17 protein-coding genes are annotated in these 18,052 nt (G+C 40.3%); 8 read left to right on the plus strand and 9 right to left on the minus strand.

Annotated features, from left to right (window positions below; genetic code table 11):
- Window positions 1-84: 84 nt before the first annotated feature.
- The 3 genes from V7K25_RS10045 to V7K25_RS10055 form a co-directional block, all read right to left on the minus strand.
- On the minus strand, window positions 85-1,821 hold the full coding sequence (locus tag V7K25_RS10045) for a diflavin flavoprotein (RefSeq protein WP_335157444.1): 1,737 nt from the start codon (window positions 1,819-1,821) through the stop codon (window positions 85-87).
- A gap of 121 nt (window positions 1,822-1,942) precedes the next feature.
- Window positions 1,943-2,455: a phosphate-starvation-inducible PsiE family protein gene (locus V7K25_RS10050; RefSeq protein WP_335157446.1), complete on the minus strand. Its 513-nt coding sequence runs from the start codon at window positions 2,453-2,455 to the stop codon at window positions 1,943-1,945.
- A 78-nt stretch (window positions 2,456-2,533) separates the two neighbouring features.
- Window positions 2,534-4,264: a diflavin flavoprotein gene (locus V7K25_RS10055; protein WP_335157448.1), complete on the minus strand. Its 1,731-nt coding sequence runs from the start codon at window positions 4,262-4,264 to the stop codon at window positions 2,534-2,536.
- Between the two features lie 219 nt (window positions 4,265-4,483).
- On the opposite strand from V7K25_RS10055, the gene V7K25_RS10060 reads away from it, so the two are divergent.
- Entirely contained in the window at window positions 4,484-5,443 is a 960-nt protein-coding gene (locus V7K25_RS10060) for a 1-aminocyclopropane-1-carboxylate deaminase/D-cysteine desulfhydrase (protein WP_335157450.1), read from the plus strand.
- 108 nt (window positions 5,444-5,551) lie between these two features.
- Window positions 5,552-7,333, plus strand: coding sequence for a GmrSD restriction endonuclease domain-containing protein (locus tag V7K25_RS10065; protein ID WP_335157452.1), 1,782 nt, complete (start codon window positions 5,552-5,554; stop codon window positions 7,331-7,333).
- A gap of 101 nt (window positions 7,334-7,434) precedes the next feature.
- Here the strand turns inward: V7K25_RS10065 and V7K25_RS10070 are convergent, their stop codons facing one another.
- Complete coding sequence (locus V7K25_RS10070) at window positions 7,435-7,695, minus strand: hypothetical protein (protein WP_335157454.1); 261 nt, start codon at window positions 7,693-7,695, stop codon at window positions 7,435-7,437.
- 434 nt (window positions 7,696-8,129) lie between these two features.
- Here V7K25_RS10070 and V7K25_RS10075 point away from each other — a divergent pair, with 434 nt between their 5' ends.
- A complete protein-coding gene (locus V7K25_RS10075; RefSeq protein ID WP_335157456.1) occupies window positions 8,130-10,253 on the plus strand; it encodes a tetratricopeptide repeat protein in 2,124 nt (707 codons plus the stop codon).
- 25 nt (window positions 10,254-10,278) lie between these two features.
- Here V7K25_RS10075 and V7K25_RS10080 read toward each other — a convergent pair whose 3' ends face one another.
- Window positions 10,279-11,079 (minus strand): hypothetical protein, encoded by an 801-nt coding sequence (locus V7K25_RS10080; RefSeq protein ID WP_335157458.1) that lies wholly within the window; start codon window positions 11,077-11,079, stop codon window positions 10,279-10,281.
- 194 nt (window positions 11,080-11,273) lie between these two features.
- Between V7K25_RS10080 and V7K25_RS10085 the strand changes: the two genes are divergently transcribed.
- On the plus strand, window positions 11,274-11,537 hold the full coding sequence (locus tag V7K25_RS10085) for a hypothetical protein (RefSeq protein WP_335157460.1): 264 nt from the start codon (window positions 11,274-11,276) through the stop codon (window positions 11,535-11,537).
- Window positions 11,538-11,582: 45 nt separating this feature from the next.
- Here the strand turns inward: V7K25_RS10085 and V7K25_RS10090 are convergent, their stop codons facing one another.
- Entirely contained in the window at window positions 11,583-12,113 is a 531-nt protein-coding gene (locus tag V7K25_RS10090; protein ID WP_335157462.1) for a pentapeptide repeat-containing protein, read from the minus strand.
- A gap of 279 nt (window positions 12,114-12,392) precedes the next feature.
- Here V7K25_RS10090 and V7K25_RS10095 point away from each other — a divergent pair, with 279 nt between their 5' ends.
- Complete coding sequence (locus V7K25_RS10095) at window positions 12,393-13,283, plus strand: hypothetical protein (RefSeq protein ID WP_335157464.1); 891 nt, start codon at window positions 12,393-12,395, stop codon at window positions 13,281-13,283.
- Here the strand turns inward: V7K25_RS10095 and V7K25_RS10100 are convergent.
- Both V7K25_RS10100 and V7K25_RS10105 read right to left on the minus strand, forming a co-directional pair.
- Complete coding sequence (locus V7K25_RS10100; RefSeq protein ID WP_335157466.1) at window positions 13,272-13,505, minus strand: hypothetical protein; 234 nt, start codon at window positions 13,503-13,505, stop codon at window positions 13,272-13,274. The genes V7K25_RS10095 and V7K25_RS10100 overlap by 12 nt on opposite strands.
- A 355-nt stretch (window positions 13,506-13,860) precedes the next feature.
- Window positions 13,861-15,255 carry a TldD/PmbA family protein gene (locus tag V7K25_RS10105; protein WP_335157467.1) on the minus strand — a complete coding sequence of 465 codons (1,395 nt, stop codon included), beginning with the start codon at window positions 15,253-15,255 and terminating at the stop codon, window positions 13,861-13,863.
- A 317-nt stretch (window positions 15,256-15,572) separates the two neighbouring features.
- Between V7K25_RS10105 and V7K25_RS10110 the strand changes: the two genes are divergently transcribed.
- Together V7K25_RS10110 and rpsU are read left to right on the plus strand one after the other, a co-directional pair.
- Complete coding sequence (locus V7K25_RS10110; protein ID WP_114085123.1) at window positions 15,573-15,896, plus strand: RNA recognition motif domain-containing protein; 324 nt, start codon at window positions 15,573-15,575, stop codon at window positions 15,894-15,896.
- Between the two features lie 120 nt (window positions 15,897-16,016).
- A complete protein-coding gene (gene rpsU, locus V7K25_RS10115) occupies window positions 16,017-16,208 on the plus strand; it encodes a 30S ribosomal protein S21 (RefSeq protein WP_335157469.1) in 192 nt (63 codons plus the stop codon).
- A 773-nt stretch (window positions 16,209-16,981) separates the two neighbouring features.
- On the opposite strand, the gene V7K25_RS10120 is transcribed toward rpsU, so the two are convergent.
- Window positions 16,982-17,149 carry a CopG family transcriptional regulator gene (locus tag V7K25_RS10120; RefSeq protein ID WP_100901972.1) on the minus strand — a complete coding sequence of 56 codons (168 nt, stop codon included), beginning with the start codon at window positions 17,147-17,149 and terminating at the stop codon, window positions 16,982-16,984.
- A gap of 451 nt (window positions 17,150-17,600) precedes the next feature.
- Here V7K25_RS10120 and V7K25_RS10125 point away from each other — a divergent pair, with 451 nt between their 5' ends.
- Complete coding sequence (locus V7K25_RS10125) at window positions 17,601-17,765, plus strand: hypothetical protein (RefSeq protein WP_442948079.1); 165 nt, start codon at window positions 17,601-17,603, stop codon at window positions 17,763-17,765.
- The last annotated feature ends 287 nt before the right edge of the window (window positions 17,766-18,052 follow it).

Below are 18,052 nucleotides of genomic sequence, written 5' to 3' on the forward strand. Positions count from 1 at the left end.
GCGGAATAGAAACGCAGTGCGAACGGTAGCCTTTTAGGAGAGAGAAATAGAAGTGAGGTTTTTCAAATACCGTGAAAAGTCAGGTTAATAATAGCTGCCAGATTTCCGATGTTCCAAAGCAGTGACACCATTATTTTCCAACACTTCACCGCGATCGATGACGGCATAAATTAACCATCTGTCGCCACATTCAAGCTGATTTTGCACCGTACATTCTAAATAAGCTAATGCCTCATTCAGAATCAAACAACCATTCAGAGCAGTTTTTGTGTCCAGATTTGCAAAGGGATTATCTCCTAAAGTGCTGTGACGAGAAAAATAGCGGCGGACATTTCTTCCTTCTTTAAGAATATTCAGCACAAATTTATCGCCAGGATGATGCATTAACTCTGCATTTTGCTCGTTAGCGATCGCAATCATAATTCCTGGCGGGTTAAAAGTTGCCTGCGATACCCAAGAAGTTAAAACTCCTTTGTGAGTTTCTTCATCACGAGTTGTCACAACACATAAAGAACCAACGATCCGCCCCACCGCTTGTTCGGTACGATCTACATGGGTTTCTGTCACAACCTGGCGGGAAGAACGCAGTTTTTTGGTTTTCTTCAAGTTTTGGGCAAAGAAAGCACCTGCTTCTTGACACTGCTGAAGAATCTCAGGAGTAGGACTGAAACGCACCCGAATTGTTTCAAATCCTAGTTGATAATTAGCATCTTTGAGCTTGCTTTCGATTAAATCTATTGCCTCGCCACTCCAACCGTAGGAACCAAACACACCTGCTAACTTAGTTTTAGCTGCCACCGAGAGAACTATTCCTAAAGCAGTTTGAATTTGAGTAGGTGCATGGCCGCCTAAAGTGGGTGAACCGATAATCAAGCCATCGCAAGTTTCTACAATGCGGTTAATCTCCGCAGAATCGGCTAGTTCACAGTTGATTGATTCTACATTAACTCCATTTTGGATCAAACCTTGAGCGATCGCATTCGCCATAATTGCTGTATTTCCATAAGCAGAAGCATAGAGCAAAGCGACACTCAATTCTTGAGATTTTTGCCCTTGGCACCATTGACGGTAATCATAAGTAAAACGGCTAAGGCTGTAACGAACAACCGGACCGTGTGCTGGGGCATAACATCTGGCTCCCAAAACCGACAATTTATCTAAGGCGACTTCAACTTGTTTCGCTTGGGGAGCGTGGAGACATTCAAAATAGTAACGACGTTCCGCATCTAAACCCTTCCAATCTTCATCAAACAAAGTATCTTCGCAAATATGAGCACCAAAAAGTTTGTCTGTGTAAAGAATTTTTGTAGCGGGATCATAGGTACAAAGTCCATCCGCCCACCGGGGAGTTGGTACAGGGGCAAATAATAGATGATGTCCTTGTCCTAAATCTAGAGTATCCTGCGATCGCACCGCTTGAATGCGTGATTCCCATTGGGGAAAGGCAGTTTTTAGAGCATTGGCGGCGGGGCGAGAACAAATAAGAGTGGCTTGAGGAACCAGAGAGAGTAATACTTGCAAGGTTGCTCTGCGGTTCGGGTTGACATGACTGAGAACAATGTAATCGAGGGCGATGAAATCTAGATGTTGTGCTAGTTGCTCAAGGTAAATTTCGGTAAAAGATTCGCCAGGAGGGTCAATTAAAGCCTTTTTATCGGCTTGAATCAGATAAGAATTTGCTGTAGTTCCCTGTTGGCGGGAATACTCCACCTCAAATTTTAGTCTGTCCCAAGTCCGCGATCGCAAAATCAGAGTATTTTTACCAATTTCAGCAACTTGTACATCTCTAGGATGGCTGGTAGTTAAAGTATTTGCAGACATAATAACCTCTGTTAATAATGGGGCATTGGGAATGGGGAATGGGGCATTGGATATGGCAGAAAATTCTCATCTCTACAGACACGATTAATCGCATCTCTAACCACTCCCTACTCCCTATTATTTAATGGCCATTGTTTTGTATTAATTCAGACTTGGCTCGGCTTCTATAGCGTTTAGATATTTCTTGTTCGGGATCGATACCTTCAAAAGTAGGGGGTAGCCAAACTCGGAGGAACTGTAGTACTCCTAGCACTAATAAAAAGGCGCAAGTTGCTAAAACTTGGGTCCAACTTGCTTCTAGAACACCCTTAACAATGACTTCTCGCAAGGCGGAAACGATGGAAACTTCAACAGCTACACCAATAGATACTCGATGTTCCTGTAGATAAATAATCAGCAGTCGAAATAACTCAACTAAGATAAGTAAAAAGAGAATATCGGCAGTAACAGCATGAAAATCTAGAGGTGGAAGTAAGGAAAGAAACATATCTTTCACCTGAAGCACCATGAAGCTAAATAAACCAATACACAAACAAAATACAATCACATCTTGGATAAATTCCAAGGTTCGCACGACGCGTCCTCGATTGATTTCGTACATATCAATTGAGGTCTTTTCAACAGATTTATACATAGTTTTTTGGGAATGTGTTGTAGAAACGCGATTCATCGCGTCTGTAGGAAGCAGCAGGAAATAATGACCAATGACTATTTAGTAATGATTGCCAATCTTGCGGTGATGGGCGGCGGTAAATGCATTTAGCTTGGCAACTCTTCCAGTTTGGACTGTGCTATAAATTACCCAATGATCGCCACAATCCATGCGGCTAGTAATTTCACATTCCATGTAAGCCAAAGCTTCAGCTAAAACGGGCGATTCATTTTTCGCTGGATATGTTTTTACTCCAGCAAAGCGGTCTGCACCAGGAGCAAAACGCTTGATAAAATGTTTCATTAATCCTTGATATTTGCCTTCTTCTAAAACGTTTAAAACAAAGCGATCGCCAACGTGCATCAAGGATTCAATTGCCCGATCTTTGGAGACTGCGATCGCTACTCCTAAAGGCTCAAGACTCGCTTGTGTCACCCAAGAAGCAAACATTGCGCTCTGAATTTCTCCTTTTTTGGCGGTGATAATATACAATCCTGTGCTAATTCGCCCTAAAGCTTTTTCTAGCTCGCTATTGATAGATTTGATTTGTTTTATGGTGCGATCGCGGGTTAACCATTGGCCCATATCTGTCCCCGCTTCATCACAAAGTTGTTCCGTTGCTTGTGTAGGAATTTCCTTAACTAAGATAGGAGGAAAAGCTTCAGTTAATCCCAGTTCTTGAAACTTATTACGTAAAGGATAAACAGGTTCATCTTCTCCACCTCCCGACTCTAGTAAACCAATTGCCTGCTTCTTGTGAACAGCAGCTAAAATAGTACTTAAAGCCGCTTGAGCGATCGCCGAAGATTGGGCTGGCATTGCAATTACTAAACCAGAAGCTTGTGCAACTAATTCTCGAACTTCTTGAGGCTCGGCACTATTGATATCTACTAATTCTACTGCCACCCCTGTTTTCGCGCATCCATGAGCTATGGTACGGACTAAATGCTCGCTATGCCCGTAATCTTCAACATAAAATAGAGGTACTAATGTCTCTGTTTTTGCTTGTTCTAAACTCCAGTTTTGATAGCGTCCAAGCCATTCGGAGATATAGTGTTGTAATAACGGGCCATGTCCCGTGGCAACTGTTCTTATATCTAACTTTTCAATCCGCTTTAAAGCTGCCAAGACAGATCGGGCATTTGGGCCCATGAGACAATCATAGTAATAGTGAAAATCTTCCTCTATTGAAGTAATATTTTCATCATAGGTGTGGTCATCACAGTAGTGCATCCCAAACACATCGCAAGTGTAGAGAGTGCAAGTTTTGTGGTCATACGTCAAGATTGTGTCAGGCCAGTGTAAATTAGGTGCAGAGATAAATTCTAATTCGTGTCCGTTGCCTAAATCTAATCGCTCTCCACTTTTCACCTGCATTGATTTAAAAGGCTGGTGAACCATATTTTCTAAAAATTGAATAGCCACCTTTGCACCGACAACAGTAATTGAGGGAGCTAATTGCAAAATATCTTTCACTAAGCCACTGTGGTCTGGTTCCGTGTGGCTAATAATCAAGTAATCTATCTTAGCCGGATCAATTAATCCTGTCACTACCTCAAGATATAATTCCTCAAACTTGCGGTGAGATGTGTCAACTAAAGCAACTTTTTCTCCTTGAATTAAGAAAGAATTATAGGTTGTACCATTCCGTAAACCAAACTCGATATCAAAACGTTCTCGATCCCAGTCGAGACAACGTATAGCAGTCGTTTGAGGAGCAATTTCAACAGTTTCAATCGTCAAACGTCCTGGATTGGCAATAACTTGAGTAAGCTGTGTGAGTGCAACCATTTCTTTTCTCCAAAAAGAATATTATCTGGAGCGAGTGTTATGTTTCTATATTTACCTGAAACACTCAATTAGTAAAATGCCAATTTCTAAAGCTAATCATCAGAAAGATTTATTCATCATTTTGATTGCTTTACCATTGAATTACTCAATGTTTATCATTACTTTTATGTTCAATAATGAACGTGAAAGAATGTAAATTCTAAGTTAGAATCTTGGTAGATGTCGTTAACCTTTATTACTCCTCCTCTACAACAAATCAACAGCGAAATCGCCCGTCACGCAGGTGTTGATCTGTATGTGCTGCGCCTCGATCTCATGCACCCGTGGGTTAACGGCAACAAGTGGTTTAAGCTGAAATACAATCTTCTGGAGGCGAAGGAGAAAAATTTCACGACGTTGCTAACCTTTGGCGGCGCTTATTCCAATCATATCTATGCAACTGCGGCGGCTGGTAATCTTTTCGGTTTTCGTACCATTGGTGTAATTCGTGGCGAGGAGAGGCTACCGTTGAATCCTACGCTGAGTTTTGCTGTACAACAGGGTATGCAGCTTATGTACCTAAACCGTGAGATGTATCGACAGCGCAACACACCAGCGTTAGAAGAATATCTGCGACAACGTTTCGGCGAGGTGTTTATCATTCCCGAAGGCGGGAGTAATTTAAATGGTGTGCGCGGCTGTACAGAGATAATTGCTGATGCGATGCCTACGGTTGGCTACGCCTACGCATTTGATCGTATATGCGTAGCCTGCGGTACAGCTACCACAGTAGCAGGTATTGCGCTTTCGTTGCATGAAGGACAAAGAGCGATCGCTTTTCCCGTTCTAAAGAATGGGGCATTTCTCGCCCAAGAAATTGAAAGTTTATTGACAAATTACCTCGCCTCTGGTTTACCCGCACCATATAGTTCTCCCGCTTCCTGGGAATTGGCATGTGATTACCACTTTGGCGGCTATGCAAAGGTGAACAACGAGTTGCTACTTTTCAGCCAACAGTTCACACAAGAACATGGCGTACCCCTCGATTACGTATATACCGCCAAAATGTTTTACGGAGTGATGGATTTACTAAAGCAGGAATTTTTTTGTAGAGGCGACTCATTACTGCTGGTACACACAGGCGGCTTACAGGGCAACGTTGGCATGGAGGAAAGGTTGCAGAGATTTTCTAAAATCTGAGTTGCCACTTAATTAAATATCAGTTAACCTTGTATGGAATTTTACTAAAACAAGTAAAATTCACACACCAATCTTGATATTTACTCAAAGTTAGGTAAGGTTAACTCAATGTTTACATCTACTGAACGCATTAAACCGGATGCTCAGAGTATTGCTCTCTATTTGGAAAGTCTTCTCTCACATAAGTATCAAATTCCAACTTTTCAAAGAGATGTTGTCTGGGAGAAAGAGAATGTAAAAAAACTTTGGGATAGTATTTATAAGTTTTATCCTTTAGGAAGTATTCTAATTTGGAAAACTAATACAAAGCTAGAAAGTCATAGAGAAATAGGTGGTATAAAATTTGCTGAGAATTTTTACTCTAATGAGTATCAGTACATTTTAGATGGACAACAAAGAACAACTTCTTTATTAACATCAATACATGGGGGTAAGATTGCTAATAACGAAAATTTTGATCCAACGCTATATATAGATTTGACTATTGAACTTACTGATGCAACTGATGACACAAGCTATGCAAAAAGGTTTTTGTTTTGGGACGAAATCGATGATAGAGATGGTCAGCTAAAAGCAAATGTTGGAAAAAAACAACGTTATCAAGATAAACTAATTGTCAGCTTAATAGATATAATTAAAGATCGTGGGCAAATAGAAAGAAATATTTATGTAAGTGTTAATGGAGAATTCGATCATCCTTACATGCAACAACTTAGGAGAATTAGGGAAGTTTTGGCTAGTTACAAAATTTTCTTTATTGAGTTAAGAGGTATTGAAGTTGCAGAAGTTTGTCAAATATTTGAGCGGATTAATCAAGCTGGCAAACCCTTAGATATCTTTGATATTGTAGTTGCTAAGACTTTTCGTTCTGAAAATCAGACAAATAATATCTCTGGTTTCTATCTTCGTGAATTATTTGATCAATTTAAAAAAAGTATTTTTAGTAGCCAATACGCCAATATTGATAATTGGACATTGCTCCAGATGCTAGCTGTAGTGGTAAAACTTGAATTTCCCGAAGCTGGGATACAAAATATTACTGATATGTATCTTAATAAGCTAAAAACAGAACATATTGAAGCTGTATGGTCTAATTTTAAAATAGCCGTTGCTAAAACTTTTGATTTCTTTGATAATATTTTGCATATTAAAGGTGGAAGATTAATCCCTTACCGATATTTATACCTGACTATTACATCATACTTTTATCGGAATGATAAACCAGATTATAGTTTTTTAAATAAATATTTTTGGTATTATAGTTTTCATAATGCAGATTTACTAACAAACACTACTCACCTCTGGGAACATATATACTTTGTTAATCAACAAAAGGCTAATAGTACTTACTCATTCAATAAATTTGATATTGATAAGAATTCTCTAAGAAAATCTTTCTACAGTTATAGAGGTCGCTTATCCAGAGCAATACTATCACTTTATGCAAACCACAAGCCGCAAGATTGGGCAAAACCTCATAGAGATATTTTGTCTGATGTTTATTATTTGCTAACAGATAAGCCTAACTTACACCATATATTTCCAATTAACTTTATTAAGCAAAGTGGTATTGCTAGCCAAATAGAATGTGACAGCTTGATGAATATTGCTTATCTGTCTCAAATAACTAATTTGAAAATTAGCGATAAAAATCCATTAGATTATCTTAAAGAATATGACGACCCTGGTTTAGAAACAGTGCTACGCTCTCATCTTATACCAACGATGATTCTTGAATGGTCAAGAGCCGATGCGCTTCCTGAAAACGCCCTAACAATTTTTATTGAAGAAAGGATAAACCTCTTATTAGAAGCTTTGAGGCTGAAGTTAGACGGGATTGAATTTAATGTTTTTGATATGGGCGATCGCATAGATAATATATATCCCTAAATCAAAGATAACAAAGAGCATTCCGCAACTGGGAACGCTCTTTTTTGGTAAATTCTGTTAAGATAATATGAATTTAAATTGAAAATTGCTAGTTCTTAAAATCAGGCATGGAGATTTGCTTGTTCCTGCAACCAAGGATCTACAGGTTGCCCATCTTTGCGGCGTAACTCAATTTCCACCACCATCACTTCTTTGGAACCAGGAGGCGCGGGTTTTTTATTGAAAAGAATGTCATAATCTTCTGGATTGTGTTTGTGTTCTTTCAACCATTCCTGTACCTTGGTTGTGGCAAAAAATGATTGCCCTTGCTCAAACATTCGGGTAATCTGCAATTGCAGTGTGTAAGGATTTATCCGACCCATTTTCTACCGCCTTTGTTAAGTTAATTATAGGACAAGTAATCTGCTTACCCTAGATAATCTAATGTTAGTGCGAAGTAAGCGCATCTGACACTTTGCATACTGCTATCTGTAAAAACAAAGTCCGAACTTAGTTCCATGAATGCTCTGAGAAAGCGCCGATTTTGCTGCAATCTGTCTTCCAGAAGTTGATAAATTATTGTTTGTACTGCTTGGTTTTCACCTAGTAATGTTATAATGGTATATCTAAAAAATGTTAAAAACTTAACTACGCTCCACGACTGAAGTTGTACGTACTGTAAGCGCGAAAGAACAGATTAGTTAAGGATTGTTCAGCATTTTCCACTCCCTCTACAACATTTTACTACTTAATTCTGTTATAGATTGGAGAGAGGCACGCCGCTTCAAAAACTGACCAACAGACTGAGATGGTTGTTATGAAGAGCAAAAATCAAGCTGTTTTCGCTTTAATTGTAAAAAGCACTATTGTCTTTTTACCCTTACTGCTGTCCCCTGGAATTGTCAGTGGACAATCTGCACCATCACCTTCCCCAGCACTAACTCCTGCTTTGGTGTTATCGAATCAGGAACGCGAAGAATTAACGCGACTAAGAGCGGAAAAACGAATTCAACAGCAAGTCCAATCTGATTTTAATAGCGCTTTTAGCCGGACAACTATCTTACTCAATGTCTGGCTAGTTATATTAAGTCTATTTCCAGTCGCAATCATTGCTTTATTTTGGCTCCTGCGACGGGTGGTAATCCGTGAAATTGTTGATAGAGCTATGCAACAATTACAGGGAATGGAAAAATTGCAAAATCAGCTAGCCACCGTTAAAGAAGAGGCTGAAAGTCTTATTCAAGAAGCTAAAAAAATAAATTATGAATTAGAAAAGGAAACAGCTAGTTTACAAGAACAGATTAAAAAGGAACAAAAAAAATATTTATCTAACCTTACATCTGAACTAGATTTAGCTAAAGCACAGGTATTAAGTAGATTAGAAACTGAACTGAAAAAATCTCAAGAGAATATACAAACTTTAGAGTCAGAATTTGCTTCTGGGCTATCTAAATTAGAGTTTGATGCTCAACAACAAAGAGATATAGCACTGGATAATTTCGGAAAATTAGCATCTGTCATCGCAGAAGAACTGTCTAATTTAAAGTTAGGTGTACAACAACAGCAAGAACTAGCCGTTGCTGATTTAGAAGTATCAAGGTATGAGTTCACATCTCAACTTTCTGGATGGCAGTCTGATGCTCAAAAGCAAAAGGATATAGCTATTGAAACTTTAAGAAAATTGCAGTCAGAATTTGCGGAAGAATTATCTAAATTCCAGGTAGATGTTCATAAACAAAAAGATATCACACTTGACAATTTCGGAAGATTAGATAATGAATTGAAATTTCAATTATCTGAATTAAAGATAGATGCTCAAGAACAAAAAAGCAAAATTATTGAGAGTTTAGCAGTATTGCAGTCAGAATTTGCAGATCAACTATCAGAATTACAAGTAGATGCTCAAAAGCGCAAAGAGTTAATAATTGAGAATTTAGAAAAAGCTGGATCTGAGTTTACTTCGCAATTCTCAGATTTACAATGGAATGCTCAACAACAAAAGATTCTCATTTTGGAGAAGTTAGAAAGATTAGAAACTGAGTTTGTCTCTCAACTCTCTGAGTTACAATTGGATGCCCAAGAAAGAAAGGATCTAATTCTTCAGGAACTAACTGAAATTACACCTGAATCTATTCTAGAGGCGGTAAATTCTGAAGTTGAAGTTGAAATGACAGCTGCATCCATTCCAGAGGTTGTGAATTCTGAAGTTGAGGAAGAAATACAAGAACAGCCACAACAACCACAATTTACTGCTGATGAGTATGTGAAACAAGGAGATGATCTATTTTCCCAAAGGCGCTATGAAGATGCGATCGCAGCTTACAACCAAGCAGTTAAAATCCAAGCTGATGAACCTGTGTCTTGGTTAAAACGAGGTCTAACTCTTGGGAGATTGAAACGCTACAAAGATGCGATCGCATCATACGATAAAGCTATTACGATTCAACCAGATTATCATCAAGCTTGGTGCGATCGCGGCGTTGCTTTTGGTAACTTACAACAGCATCAGCAAGCCTTTGACTCATTTGACAAAGCTACACAAATCAAGCCTGATGATGCAATTGCTTGGTTGAATCGCGGTCTTTCCCTAGTAGCATTAGAACAATATGAAGAGGCAATAGCATCTTTTGAGAAAGCGCTGGAATTCCAACCAAATTCTCCCAAAATCTGGGATAAACGCGGTTATACCTTGGTAAGATTGGGACGCGATGATGAAGCGATCGCTAGTTTTAACAAAGCCTTAGAAATTAACCCAGATTATGCCAGTGCCTATTATAACAAAGCAGCCTGTTACGCACTGCAAAGACAAGTTGAACTATCTATGTTAACTTTACAACAAGCAATTGAACTTAATCCCAGGTATAAAGAAGACGCAGTAACTGACCTAGATTTTGATGATATTGCCGATGATAAGCGCTTTCAAGAGTTAGTTGAACAATAAAAATCTAAAAGGCATTGAGCATTAGTTATTCCACTATTGCTCCTCCTGCTCCGCCTTCTCCTCTTCCCCCACTCCCCCCAATTGGCCGATTCTGTTCCCCATACATCGCTTTGAGTTTAGATGTAAAAGACTCAGAGCGATCGCTTTTTTCTGGAGTAAATTGCCCAATTGGGGCATGAATGGGAGCAGGTGGGAGCAGTTTTGGCTGTCGTTGATGAGGAATTGGTGATGGTGAAGGCGGTGGACTTTCTTGTGAAGCTTGCTTTTGGCTGATAGCAGACGATAACTGAAACGTTGTTGAAGAAGCAGATTTTCCCAAAATGGGAGACTTCAGCACAGTTTTATTGTCCCTAGCTTCCTCCTTCACTTCTTCTTCATCTACAGATGTTTTTTGTTCGGAACTTTTCAGTTGAAGAGTTGCGGTATTGCTGTGTTGATAGCCGTTGCGAATCTTAGCAGGTGGTAGTTGAGGACTCGTAACTTTCTCCACAGTGGGGTTTTTCTTCGCTGGCGGTAGGGCTGGCGCAGGCGATGAAGTTAAACTTTGGGGAAATTTGCTACAAATCATCCGTTCAAATTCCATGTTGAAATGATATGTAGCCTGATCCCGGCGCTGCCAAAATACTAAAATTTGCTGCACGGAAACAGCTTTATAACGACCTTGATATAGTGCCTCAATCACTGCCAGGTGTAGCCAATTAAGCGGGTATTGCGTTTGCCAACGCTCAACTAGCTCATTGGCAGTATAGCCACTGAGATCGAAACTATAGTTAATTAACAAGGCGATCGCTAAGTTGGCAGAGGTGTCTGGAAGTGTTGTTAACATGGGGCTATTAGCTTTAGGCAATAGGTCTAAGATTTGTCACCCATTGCATATTAGCCTAACGTGCTTTTAACTACATGGTTTTTTTCCCAAGAGTACCAAGCCGATAAGCAGTGTTTCCTATTTTACTTGTCAACTTCCAGAATGCAACCCTACATAGACTGATTTAATCGCAGATTTTTGCCCAATGGCGACTAATGCTTGAGAAACCATTGCTGCAAATTTGGCGTGTGTTACCGGATGTGAAGATGCAAGCAGTTTGGGAAATCGCTAAAAAGCGATCGCTACCAGAGTTAGCATACTGGGCGCAAGTCAGCCCCAACTCTTGGAGACACTATGTTTTGAAGTCCACTCAACATAAATTCGCGTTCGAGGAAGTCAAAAATCATGCATTCACTCATTCAATAATTTTGAACCCCATAAATAATTTAGGGCTGCTGTATCCCTCTTTTAACTTTTGACTTTTGACTTTTGAATTCGAGCAAAGGTTTATCTGGCTGGTAGTGTCACACACTCTCATCCAGGATTGTTCCTTCTATATTGGCTCCATCCAAATTTGCCCCGCTTAAATTTGTCTGGTTCAAATCTGCTTGAGTGAGATTTGCCTGGGATAAGTCGGCTACAGTTAAATCTGCACCGCTCAAATCTGCTCCATCTAAATTCGCCGCTATCAAACTAGCTTCCTGCAAATCCGCTTCACTCAAGTTAGTGTCAATCAGTTTAGCAACCGTCAAATCAGCCTGACTCAAATTAGCTCCATCCAAGATAGCTCCATCCAAGATAGCTCCATCTAAGATAGCTCCGTTTAAGTTGCTACCACTGAGGTCAGCATTGCTCAAATCTGCTCCATTTAAGTCTGCCTCAATCAAACTGGCTTGGGATAAATTAGCGTGACTTAGATTAGCTCCATCTAAAATTGCTTTATCTAAAATTATGCCACTGAGATTGGCTTCCCTTAAGTTTGCCTCGCTCAAGTTTATACCAGTAAAGTCTCTGACACCTGCGGCATAGTTTTTCAGGAGTTGATCTGCTTTCATATCTGTCGCTGTGTTAAGGAACGTTTAATTGAGGCTATCCAGCTTACTTAGACAGGCAGTAAATCCCCAGCACGCGCCACGGAGGATTGGTGTAATGAATCAAACCGGAGTGAATATCGAATTACCTCTGTCTAGATTAGCCATCCTCAACTACTTGCGCTACTATCTAGAGTTGTGATTTTTTTTCATACTTAAGAGGGATGTTGAGGAATTTAAAAACTTAAGCATTAATGTAAAGCGATCGCTATACTCAATTGTGGTGTTCATCTGGCAGAGGTTATGGCAAAACCAATTCGTATTCTTTTGCAGACTACGATTCCTACGACTGAAGATGACTGGAGCATTTTTCGTTTCTCGATGTTACAAGATTACTTAGCATCGATTAAAGACGAAGCAGGAAACTCCTTATTTGAAGTTACGGGACGTGATTACGAATCAGATACAGTAGGCAGTGACCCAGTTTTAAGTAGTCTCGACAAATCAGATTTTGATGAACTTTGGCTATTTGGCTTAGAGGTGGATAAGGGTTTAACCGAAAAAGACATTGCCGGAATTAATGCTTTTCGGCAACGCGGCGGCGGTATTTTGACAACACGCGATCATCAGGATATGGGTTGTTCCATGTGTGGTTTAGTTGACATTGGTGATATTCACTATTTCAACACCAAAAATCCCGATCCCGATGAATCGCGCTGGAGCCGAGATGACTCATACACAACTTATATCTCCTGGCCCAACTATCATTCTGGAGCTAACGGCGATTATCAAAAAATTACCATTGTTGAACCCATTCACGAACTTTTAAAAAATCCCAATTCCCCTTCGAGAAGTATCGAATTTTTCCCCGCACATCCCCACGAAGGCGGTATTGGTGTTCCTTCCCGCAATGCCAATGCTCGGGTAATTGCTTTAGGTAAAAGTTTAGTTACAGGTCGTAACTTTAATCTGCTTGTAGCGATCGAGCATCATCAAGATGAACAGGGGAATATACTAGGACGAGCGGTAGCTAACTCTAGCTTTCATCATTTAGTAGATTACAACTGGGATATTAACAAAGGCTGTCCCACTTTTGTAGATGAGCCACCAGGAAATGGTATGAAAAAAGAGCCACGCGCCTTAGAAGATATAAAAACCTATGTGCGTAACGTCGCTTTCTGGCTAGCAAATTAAATTTGGCAATGCCAATACATCGGCTAACAATGCCAATGCATCGGCTAACAATGCTAATGCATCGACTGACAATGCCAATGCATCGACTGACAATGATAACGCATCGGCTAACAATGCTAATGCATCGACTAACAACGCTAATGCATCGACTGACAATGCCAACGCATCGGCTAACAATGCTAATGCATCCCCTTGCATTAAAAACGCTACGATTTTACGCAAAGCTGTACTAATACCAATTCTGTATGAAGATGCACATAATCAGTCCCCCCTTCACAAGGCTACCGTGTATACACAAGTCGAATTACCCCCCTTAATCCCCCCGATATATTGGGGGGAAATAAGAAATCTTGTTCCCTCCCCTTTGCAAGGGGAGGGTTAGGGTGGGGTAAAACTGACGCAAAAAACCAGGTGAGTAAGCTATTTCAGACTTGTGTATACACCGTAGCTTCACAAGGGGGGACGGCGTAGCCGGGGGGTAAATATATGCAGCTTCACAAAGAAACGGTATAAGCACTTTAGTGCTTACTACAAACTTGTCTAATACAGACCTAACGCTACAACAGTTGGGTGAGGTTTACGTTTCCCCACCAACCACTACATCTCGAATTCGTAGACTAGGGCCACCACAACCTACTGACAAACCATTTTGCCCTCCCTTTCCGCAACCGCCAGATTCATCCCAGTAAAAATCATCACCAATTGCCTCAATATCCGCTAGAGTTTGGAATACATTTCCCGAAAGCGTTACATCCCGCACAGGTTCAGCAATTTTGCCGTTCCTAATCATCCACGCTTCCCCAGCACTGAAGGTGAACATTTCTCCATTTGTCATCCCACCCAACCAATTACGGGCATAAACTCCTTCTTTGATATCGGTGAATAAGTCTTTGACTGGTGTTTTACCCCGTTCAATCCAGGTATTTGTCATCCGCACAATGGGAGTAAAGTGATAGTTGAGACAACGGGCGTTACCCGTAGGCGCTTCCTCCAATTTGCCAGCGGTTTCACGAGAATGTAAACGTCCAACTAAAACTCCATCTTTAATTAGTTGCGTAGTAGTGGCAGGCGTGCCTTCATCATCGTAAAAATAGCTACCGCGATGTCCCTCTGGGGCAGCACCATCAAAAATTTGGAGTTCTTCTGGGCCAAATCGCCGTCCAATGGTCATGACTTCCAACAAATCGGGGTTTTCGTAAGCCATATCGGCCTCAGAAAGATGTCCAAAGGCTTCGTGGACAAACAAACCCGTGAGAATTGGGTCAATGACTACGGTGTAAGTATTGCCTTTCACCGATGGCAGAGATAAAGCTGCGATCGCTCTTTGAGCCGCACTTTTTACCTGTTCATCCAAATCAGTTAAATCTTCATAAGCTTTGCGAGAGCCAGTAGTTTCCCGTCCAGTTTGTACGGTTTCGCCATTTCTGGCAGTAGCCGCAAAGCGCATTTCCATATCCACCCAAGATTGCTCGATCAAAGTGCCTTCTGAGGTCGCTATAATCACTTTTTGGGCACTGTCACCGTAACGCACCGAGGTAGTGGTAATCCGGCGATCAAAACTTTTGAGCAATTCAGTATAGCGATCGCACAATTGTTTTTTTTTCGAGAGTGGGATTTTTCGGGGATCAGTGCCTTTTAGGGGTAGAATGCATACTGCTTGCACCGGGTCAATAGGTGCAAGTAAAGTTTCTTCATCACCAACCATCCGCGCCGCAGCGATCGCTTCTTCTATCCGATCTTTGATTGTCGCCAGTTGGTTAAAGCAGCTCAAACCCCATCCACCTTTGTAACAAGCACGAATATGTCCACCAATGGAGATGCCTTCACTAAGAGTTTCTACCTTGTCGCCACGCAACAAGATATCAGTCCCTTCTGCTTCTTCAAGGCGAATCATCAGATAATCTACACGCTCAGAGTAGCGGGCGATCAGGTCAGAAAGTAAATTTTGTGCGTCAGCAAGTGTAGTCGGCATTTCCAATTAGTAACAATGGCTAACTGCATTTATTTTGCAATTAATTGGGGAATATCTGCTACTCAATATAAAAGTTACCCATGAGAGGGTAAGAGAAGATCACAGAGACAAGGAGAAGAACCAATGCCCCATACCTAATCTTTAGTACTTCTAAGTTACGGTGGGTAAGAACTCAATGATGTGCTAAGGTAATTAAGTGAGAATAAAATTCGGTTACAGCGTTTGTTTTTAGTATTGACAGGCTTTTCCCTTTTGGTCTTAACAAGCTTGTCTCCGAAATCTAAATCTCTACACACCTATGATTTTGGAGATAACGCATGTCAATTTATGTAGGTAATCTATCCTACGAGGTCACACAAGAAGACCTCACATCTGTTTTTGCTGAACATGGTTCTGTAAAACGCGTTCAGTTGCCTACTGACCGTGAAACAGGCCGTCCACGCGGCTTTGCTTTCGTAGAGATGGGTACAGAAGCTGAAGAAACAGCTGCCATTGAAGCTCTTGATGGTGCTGAGTGGATGGGACGCGATCTCAAAGTGAACAAGGCCAAACCCAAAGAAGACAGAAGTGGTTCCTTTGGTGGTGGTGGTGGCGATCGTCGCGGCGGCGGCGGTGGTGGATACAACCGAGGACGCTACTAAGCTTTAAGATTAAAAATTAAGTTTTAACGTCTTAAGGGCAGATAATGAATCTGCCCTTTTTGCGCTTCGGTCTACTGGATAGCTTAAAATTGCCCAGTAACAATTAAGTAGGAGATGAAAATGACCCAAGTATTTGTGGGCGAAAATGAAGGAATTGAGTCAGCCTTACGTCGATTTAAGAGAGAAGTTTCCAAAGCAGGTATTTTTCCAGACATGAGAAAGCATCGTCACTTTGAAACGCCTTTGGAAAAACACAAACGCAAAGAAGTTGCAAGGCACAAACAACGTAAGAGAAGTTTCCGTGCCAATTGATAAATAAGCGATACTTACGCTAAGGTACATTAACGCACTCTCTCATTAGATTCTTAACTGTCGAAGAGGCGATCGCTGTACCCCTGTATGTAAATCTAAAGGGTAGGTTTTGGCAAAAGCATTACTGAGTATAGCCTGGGCATGTAAATAATGGTGTGTCCCCGAACTGCAAAAAAACTTTTGATTGTTACTTACAGGATGGCGATCGCTACGCTGAATTTACGAAAATTTAGCTGAAAAATTTATTTTTGGCATTCCCTTAGTAGCCTACAAAACTTTAGAAGGTTCGTCTTGGAAAATTAAGCCAGGAGTTTGGGCAAATAATACTCGAATTGTAACCCTTCTCTTGACGGAGAAGTGTAAGAAGTAGCATGGAAAACCCCAATTGGTCGAGCTGGGGAGATGGAGATTAGAAATACATCCACTCCCAGCGATCGCAGCAGCCTATGGATGGAGTAGTTCGTCGAGCTGGAGGGTTTGGGCAGGAATGCTTTTGCCCCTGCCATTAAACTCCCCTACCTAGTGATTTTCCTCGAATCCGCAGGCACTAAAAACGATCATAACAGACAGGTTTGTGGATGTTTGTAGGTGAACTATTAGCTCAAAACCATCCATATTGGGCATGGCTAAATCAGCAGAATCACATCTTAGTTGTGTTAGTTGCTACCTATAGCGCGTGTTTACAGGAAAATCATTGATAAGTTTAGAAATACTATCTTTGACTCAGGAATTCAGATGTGCCCATCATCATTTTGTTTTTTGTTGAGTATGATTTAGTAGGTTTGGGACACTTTTTCCTCTTGAGTAGAAAGAGAGCGAATTAACTCCCGAATAACATCGGTTGCTGGTCTTCCCGTCATTGAACAGTATTGTTCAAGCTTCTGTGCCTCACTTGATGTGAGATTGATTGTAAGTCGTTTAGCAGCCCATTTTTTATTCATGTAGTAGACAGACAAACTATATTTTTAAACTACTTCTCTAATATCAATCTTTTAAGCTGCTACTACAAGGGTATAACTAATGACATTTAATTTAAGTAATCATGAAGTAACATATTATGTTTTTCTAAGCAATAGTGAAGACGTAGAATATATTCTCAAATATGAAGTTTAGCTAGTTTTAGGGCAAGAATTATAAAGAGAATGTAAAACGAATATTAAAGTAAAAGGTTATTTATAAAGTCAATCTAAAGGGGAAATTGAGTAGAAGACTAATTAGCGGATGCAAATAGAGAGTATATCTATTGGTAACAATGTTCCGCAAGAATATCCTACCAATCTCAACAATGCTGAATGGAAAATCCTTGCTCATCTGATTCCAGAAGCGAAACCGGTGGTCATATCATGTTCGGATAATGATTTTTGATAAAAGTAAGTAGTGAAATGATGGAAGATGCCGAAACGGATTAGCATAGCCACGCATTTAAATATTTCAGAGTTAGAACAACTTTACCGACAGGCAAAAAATGCGTTAGAAAGTCGTCAATGTCAGGTTTTATGGTTATTAGCGCAAGGGAAAAAAACCGAAGAAGTTGAGGAAGTGACAAGCAAGATTTGATCAAGGATTAACTAGTTTTCATTGGTGGATAAAAATTGGAGCTTAATTGTAAGTAATTTACCGAACATGATACCATTCCTGCACCACTGATATCTGATAAATGGTTCTTCCGCTACTTTTATGGCGAGAATCAAAATTAATTAGATTTTAACAACTACAATTTAATATAAAAAATGGTTAAAATCTAGATACTGTAGTACTTTACGAACCTTCAAGTATTATCAAATAGGACTAATGTTACAATATAAATTGTAATCTACCAAAGTTTTAGGCGATCGCTATGAAAT

The sequence above is a fragment of the Nostoc sp. genome, from assembly GCF_036919495.1.
Taxonomy (GTDB): Bacteria; Cyanobacteriota; Cyanobacteriia; order Cyanobacteriales; family Nostocaceae; genus Nostoc.

What these genes read in the sequence shown, in the direction of transcription:
- V7K25_RS10075 (WP_335157456.1), top strand. Translation starts at nt 8,130, where the DNA reads ATGAAGAGCAAAAATCAAGCTGTTTTCGCTTTAATTGTAAAAAGCACT.
- V7K25_RS10060 (WP_335157450.1), top strand. Translation starts at nt 4,484, where the DNA reads ATGTCGTTAACCTTTATTACTCCTCCTCTACAACAAATCAACAGCGAA.
- V7K25_RS10105 (WP_335157467.1), bottom strand. Translation starts at nt 15,255, where the DNA reads ATGCCGACTACACTTGCTGACGCACAAAATTTACTTTCTGACCTGATC.
- V7K25_RS10120 (WP_100901972.1), bottom strand. Translation starts at nt 17,149, where the DNA reads ATGAATAAAAAATGGGCTGCTAAACGACTTACAATCAATCTCACATCA.
- V7K25_RS10065 (WP_335157452.1), top strand. Translation starts at nt 5,552, where the DNA reads ATGTTTACATCTACTGAACGCATTAAACCGGATGCTCAGAGTATTGCT.
- V7K25_RS10125 (WP_442948079.1), top strand. Translation starts at nt 17,601, where the DNA reads ATGCCGAAACGGATTAGCATAGCCACGCATTTAAATATTTCAGAGTTA.
- V7K25_RS10110 (WP_114085123.1), top strand. Translation starts at nt 15,573, where the DNA reads ATGTCAATTTATGTAGGTAATCTATCCTACGAGGTCACACAAGAAGAC.
- V7K25_RS10090 (WP_335157462.1), bottom strand. Translation starts at nt 12,113, where the DNA reads ATGAAAGCAGATCAACTCCTGAAAAACTATGCCGCAGGTGTCAGAGAC.
- V7K25_RS10055 (WP_335157448.1), bottom strand. Translation starts at nt 4,264, where the DNA reads ATGGTTGCACTCACACAGCTTACTCAAGTTATTGCCAATCCAGGACGT.
- V7K25_RS10045 (WP_335157444.1), bottom strand. Translation starts at nt 1,821, where the DNA reads ATGTCTGCAAATACTTTAACTACCAGCCATCCTAGAGATGTACAAGTT.
- V7K25_RS10095 (WP_335157464.1), top strand. Translation starts at nt 12,393, where the DNA reads ATGGCAAAACCAATTCGTATTCTTTTGCAGACTACGATTCCTACGACT.
- V7K25_RS10070 (WP_335157454.1), bottom strand. Translation starts at nt 7,695, where the DNA reads ATGGGTCGGATAAATCCTTACACACTGCAATTGCAGATTACCCGAATG.
- V7K25_RS10080 (WP_335157458.1), bottom strand. Translation starts at nt 11,079, where the DNA reads ATGTTAACAACACTTCCAGACACCTCTGCCAACTTAGCGATCGCCTTG.
- V7K25_RS10050 (WP_335157446.1), bottom strand. Translation starts at nt 2,455, where the DNA reads ATGTATAAATCTGTTGAAAAGACCTCAATTGATATGTACGAAATCAAT.
- V7K25_RS10085 (WP_335157460.1), top strand. Translation starts at nt 11,274, where the DNA reads ATGCTTGAGAAACCATTGCTGCAAATTTGGCGTGTGTTACCGGATGTG.
- rpsU (WP_335157469.1), top strand. Translation starts at nt 16,017, where the DNA reads ATGACCCAAGTATTTGTGGGCGAAAATGAAGGAATTGAGTCAGCCTTA.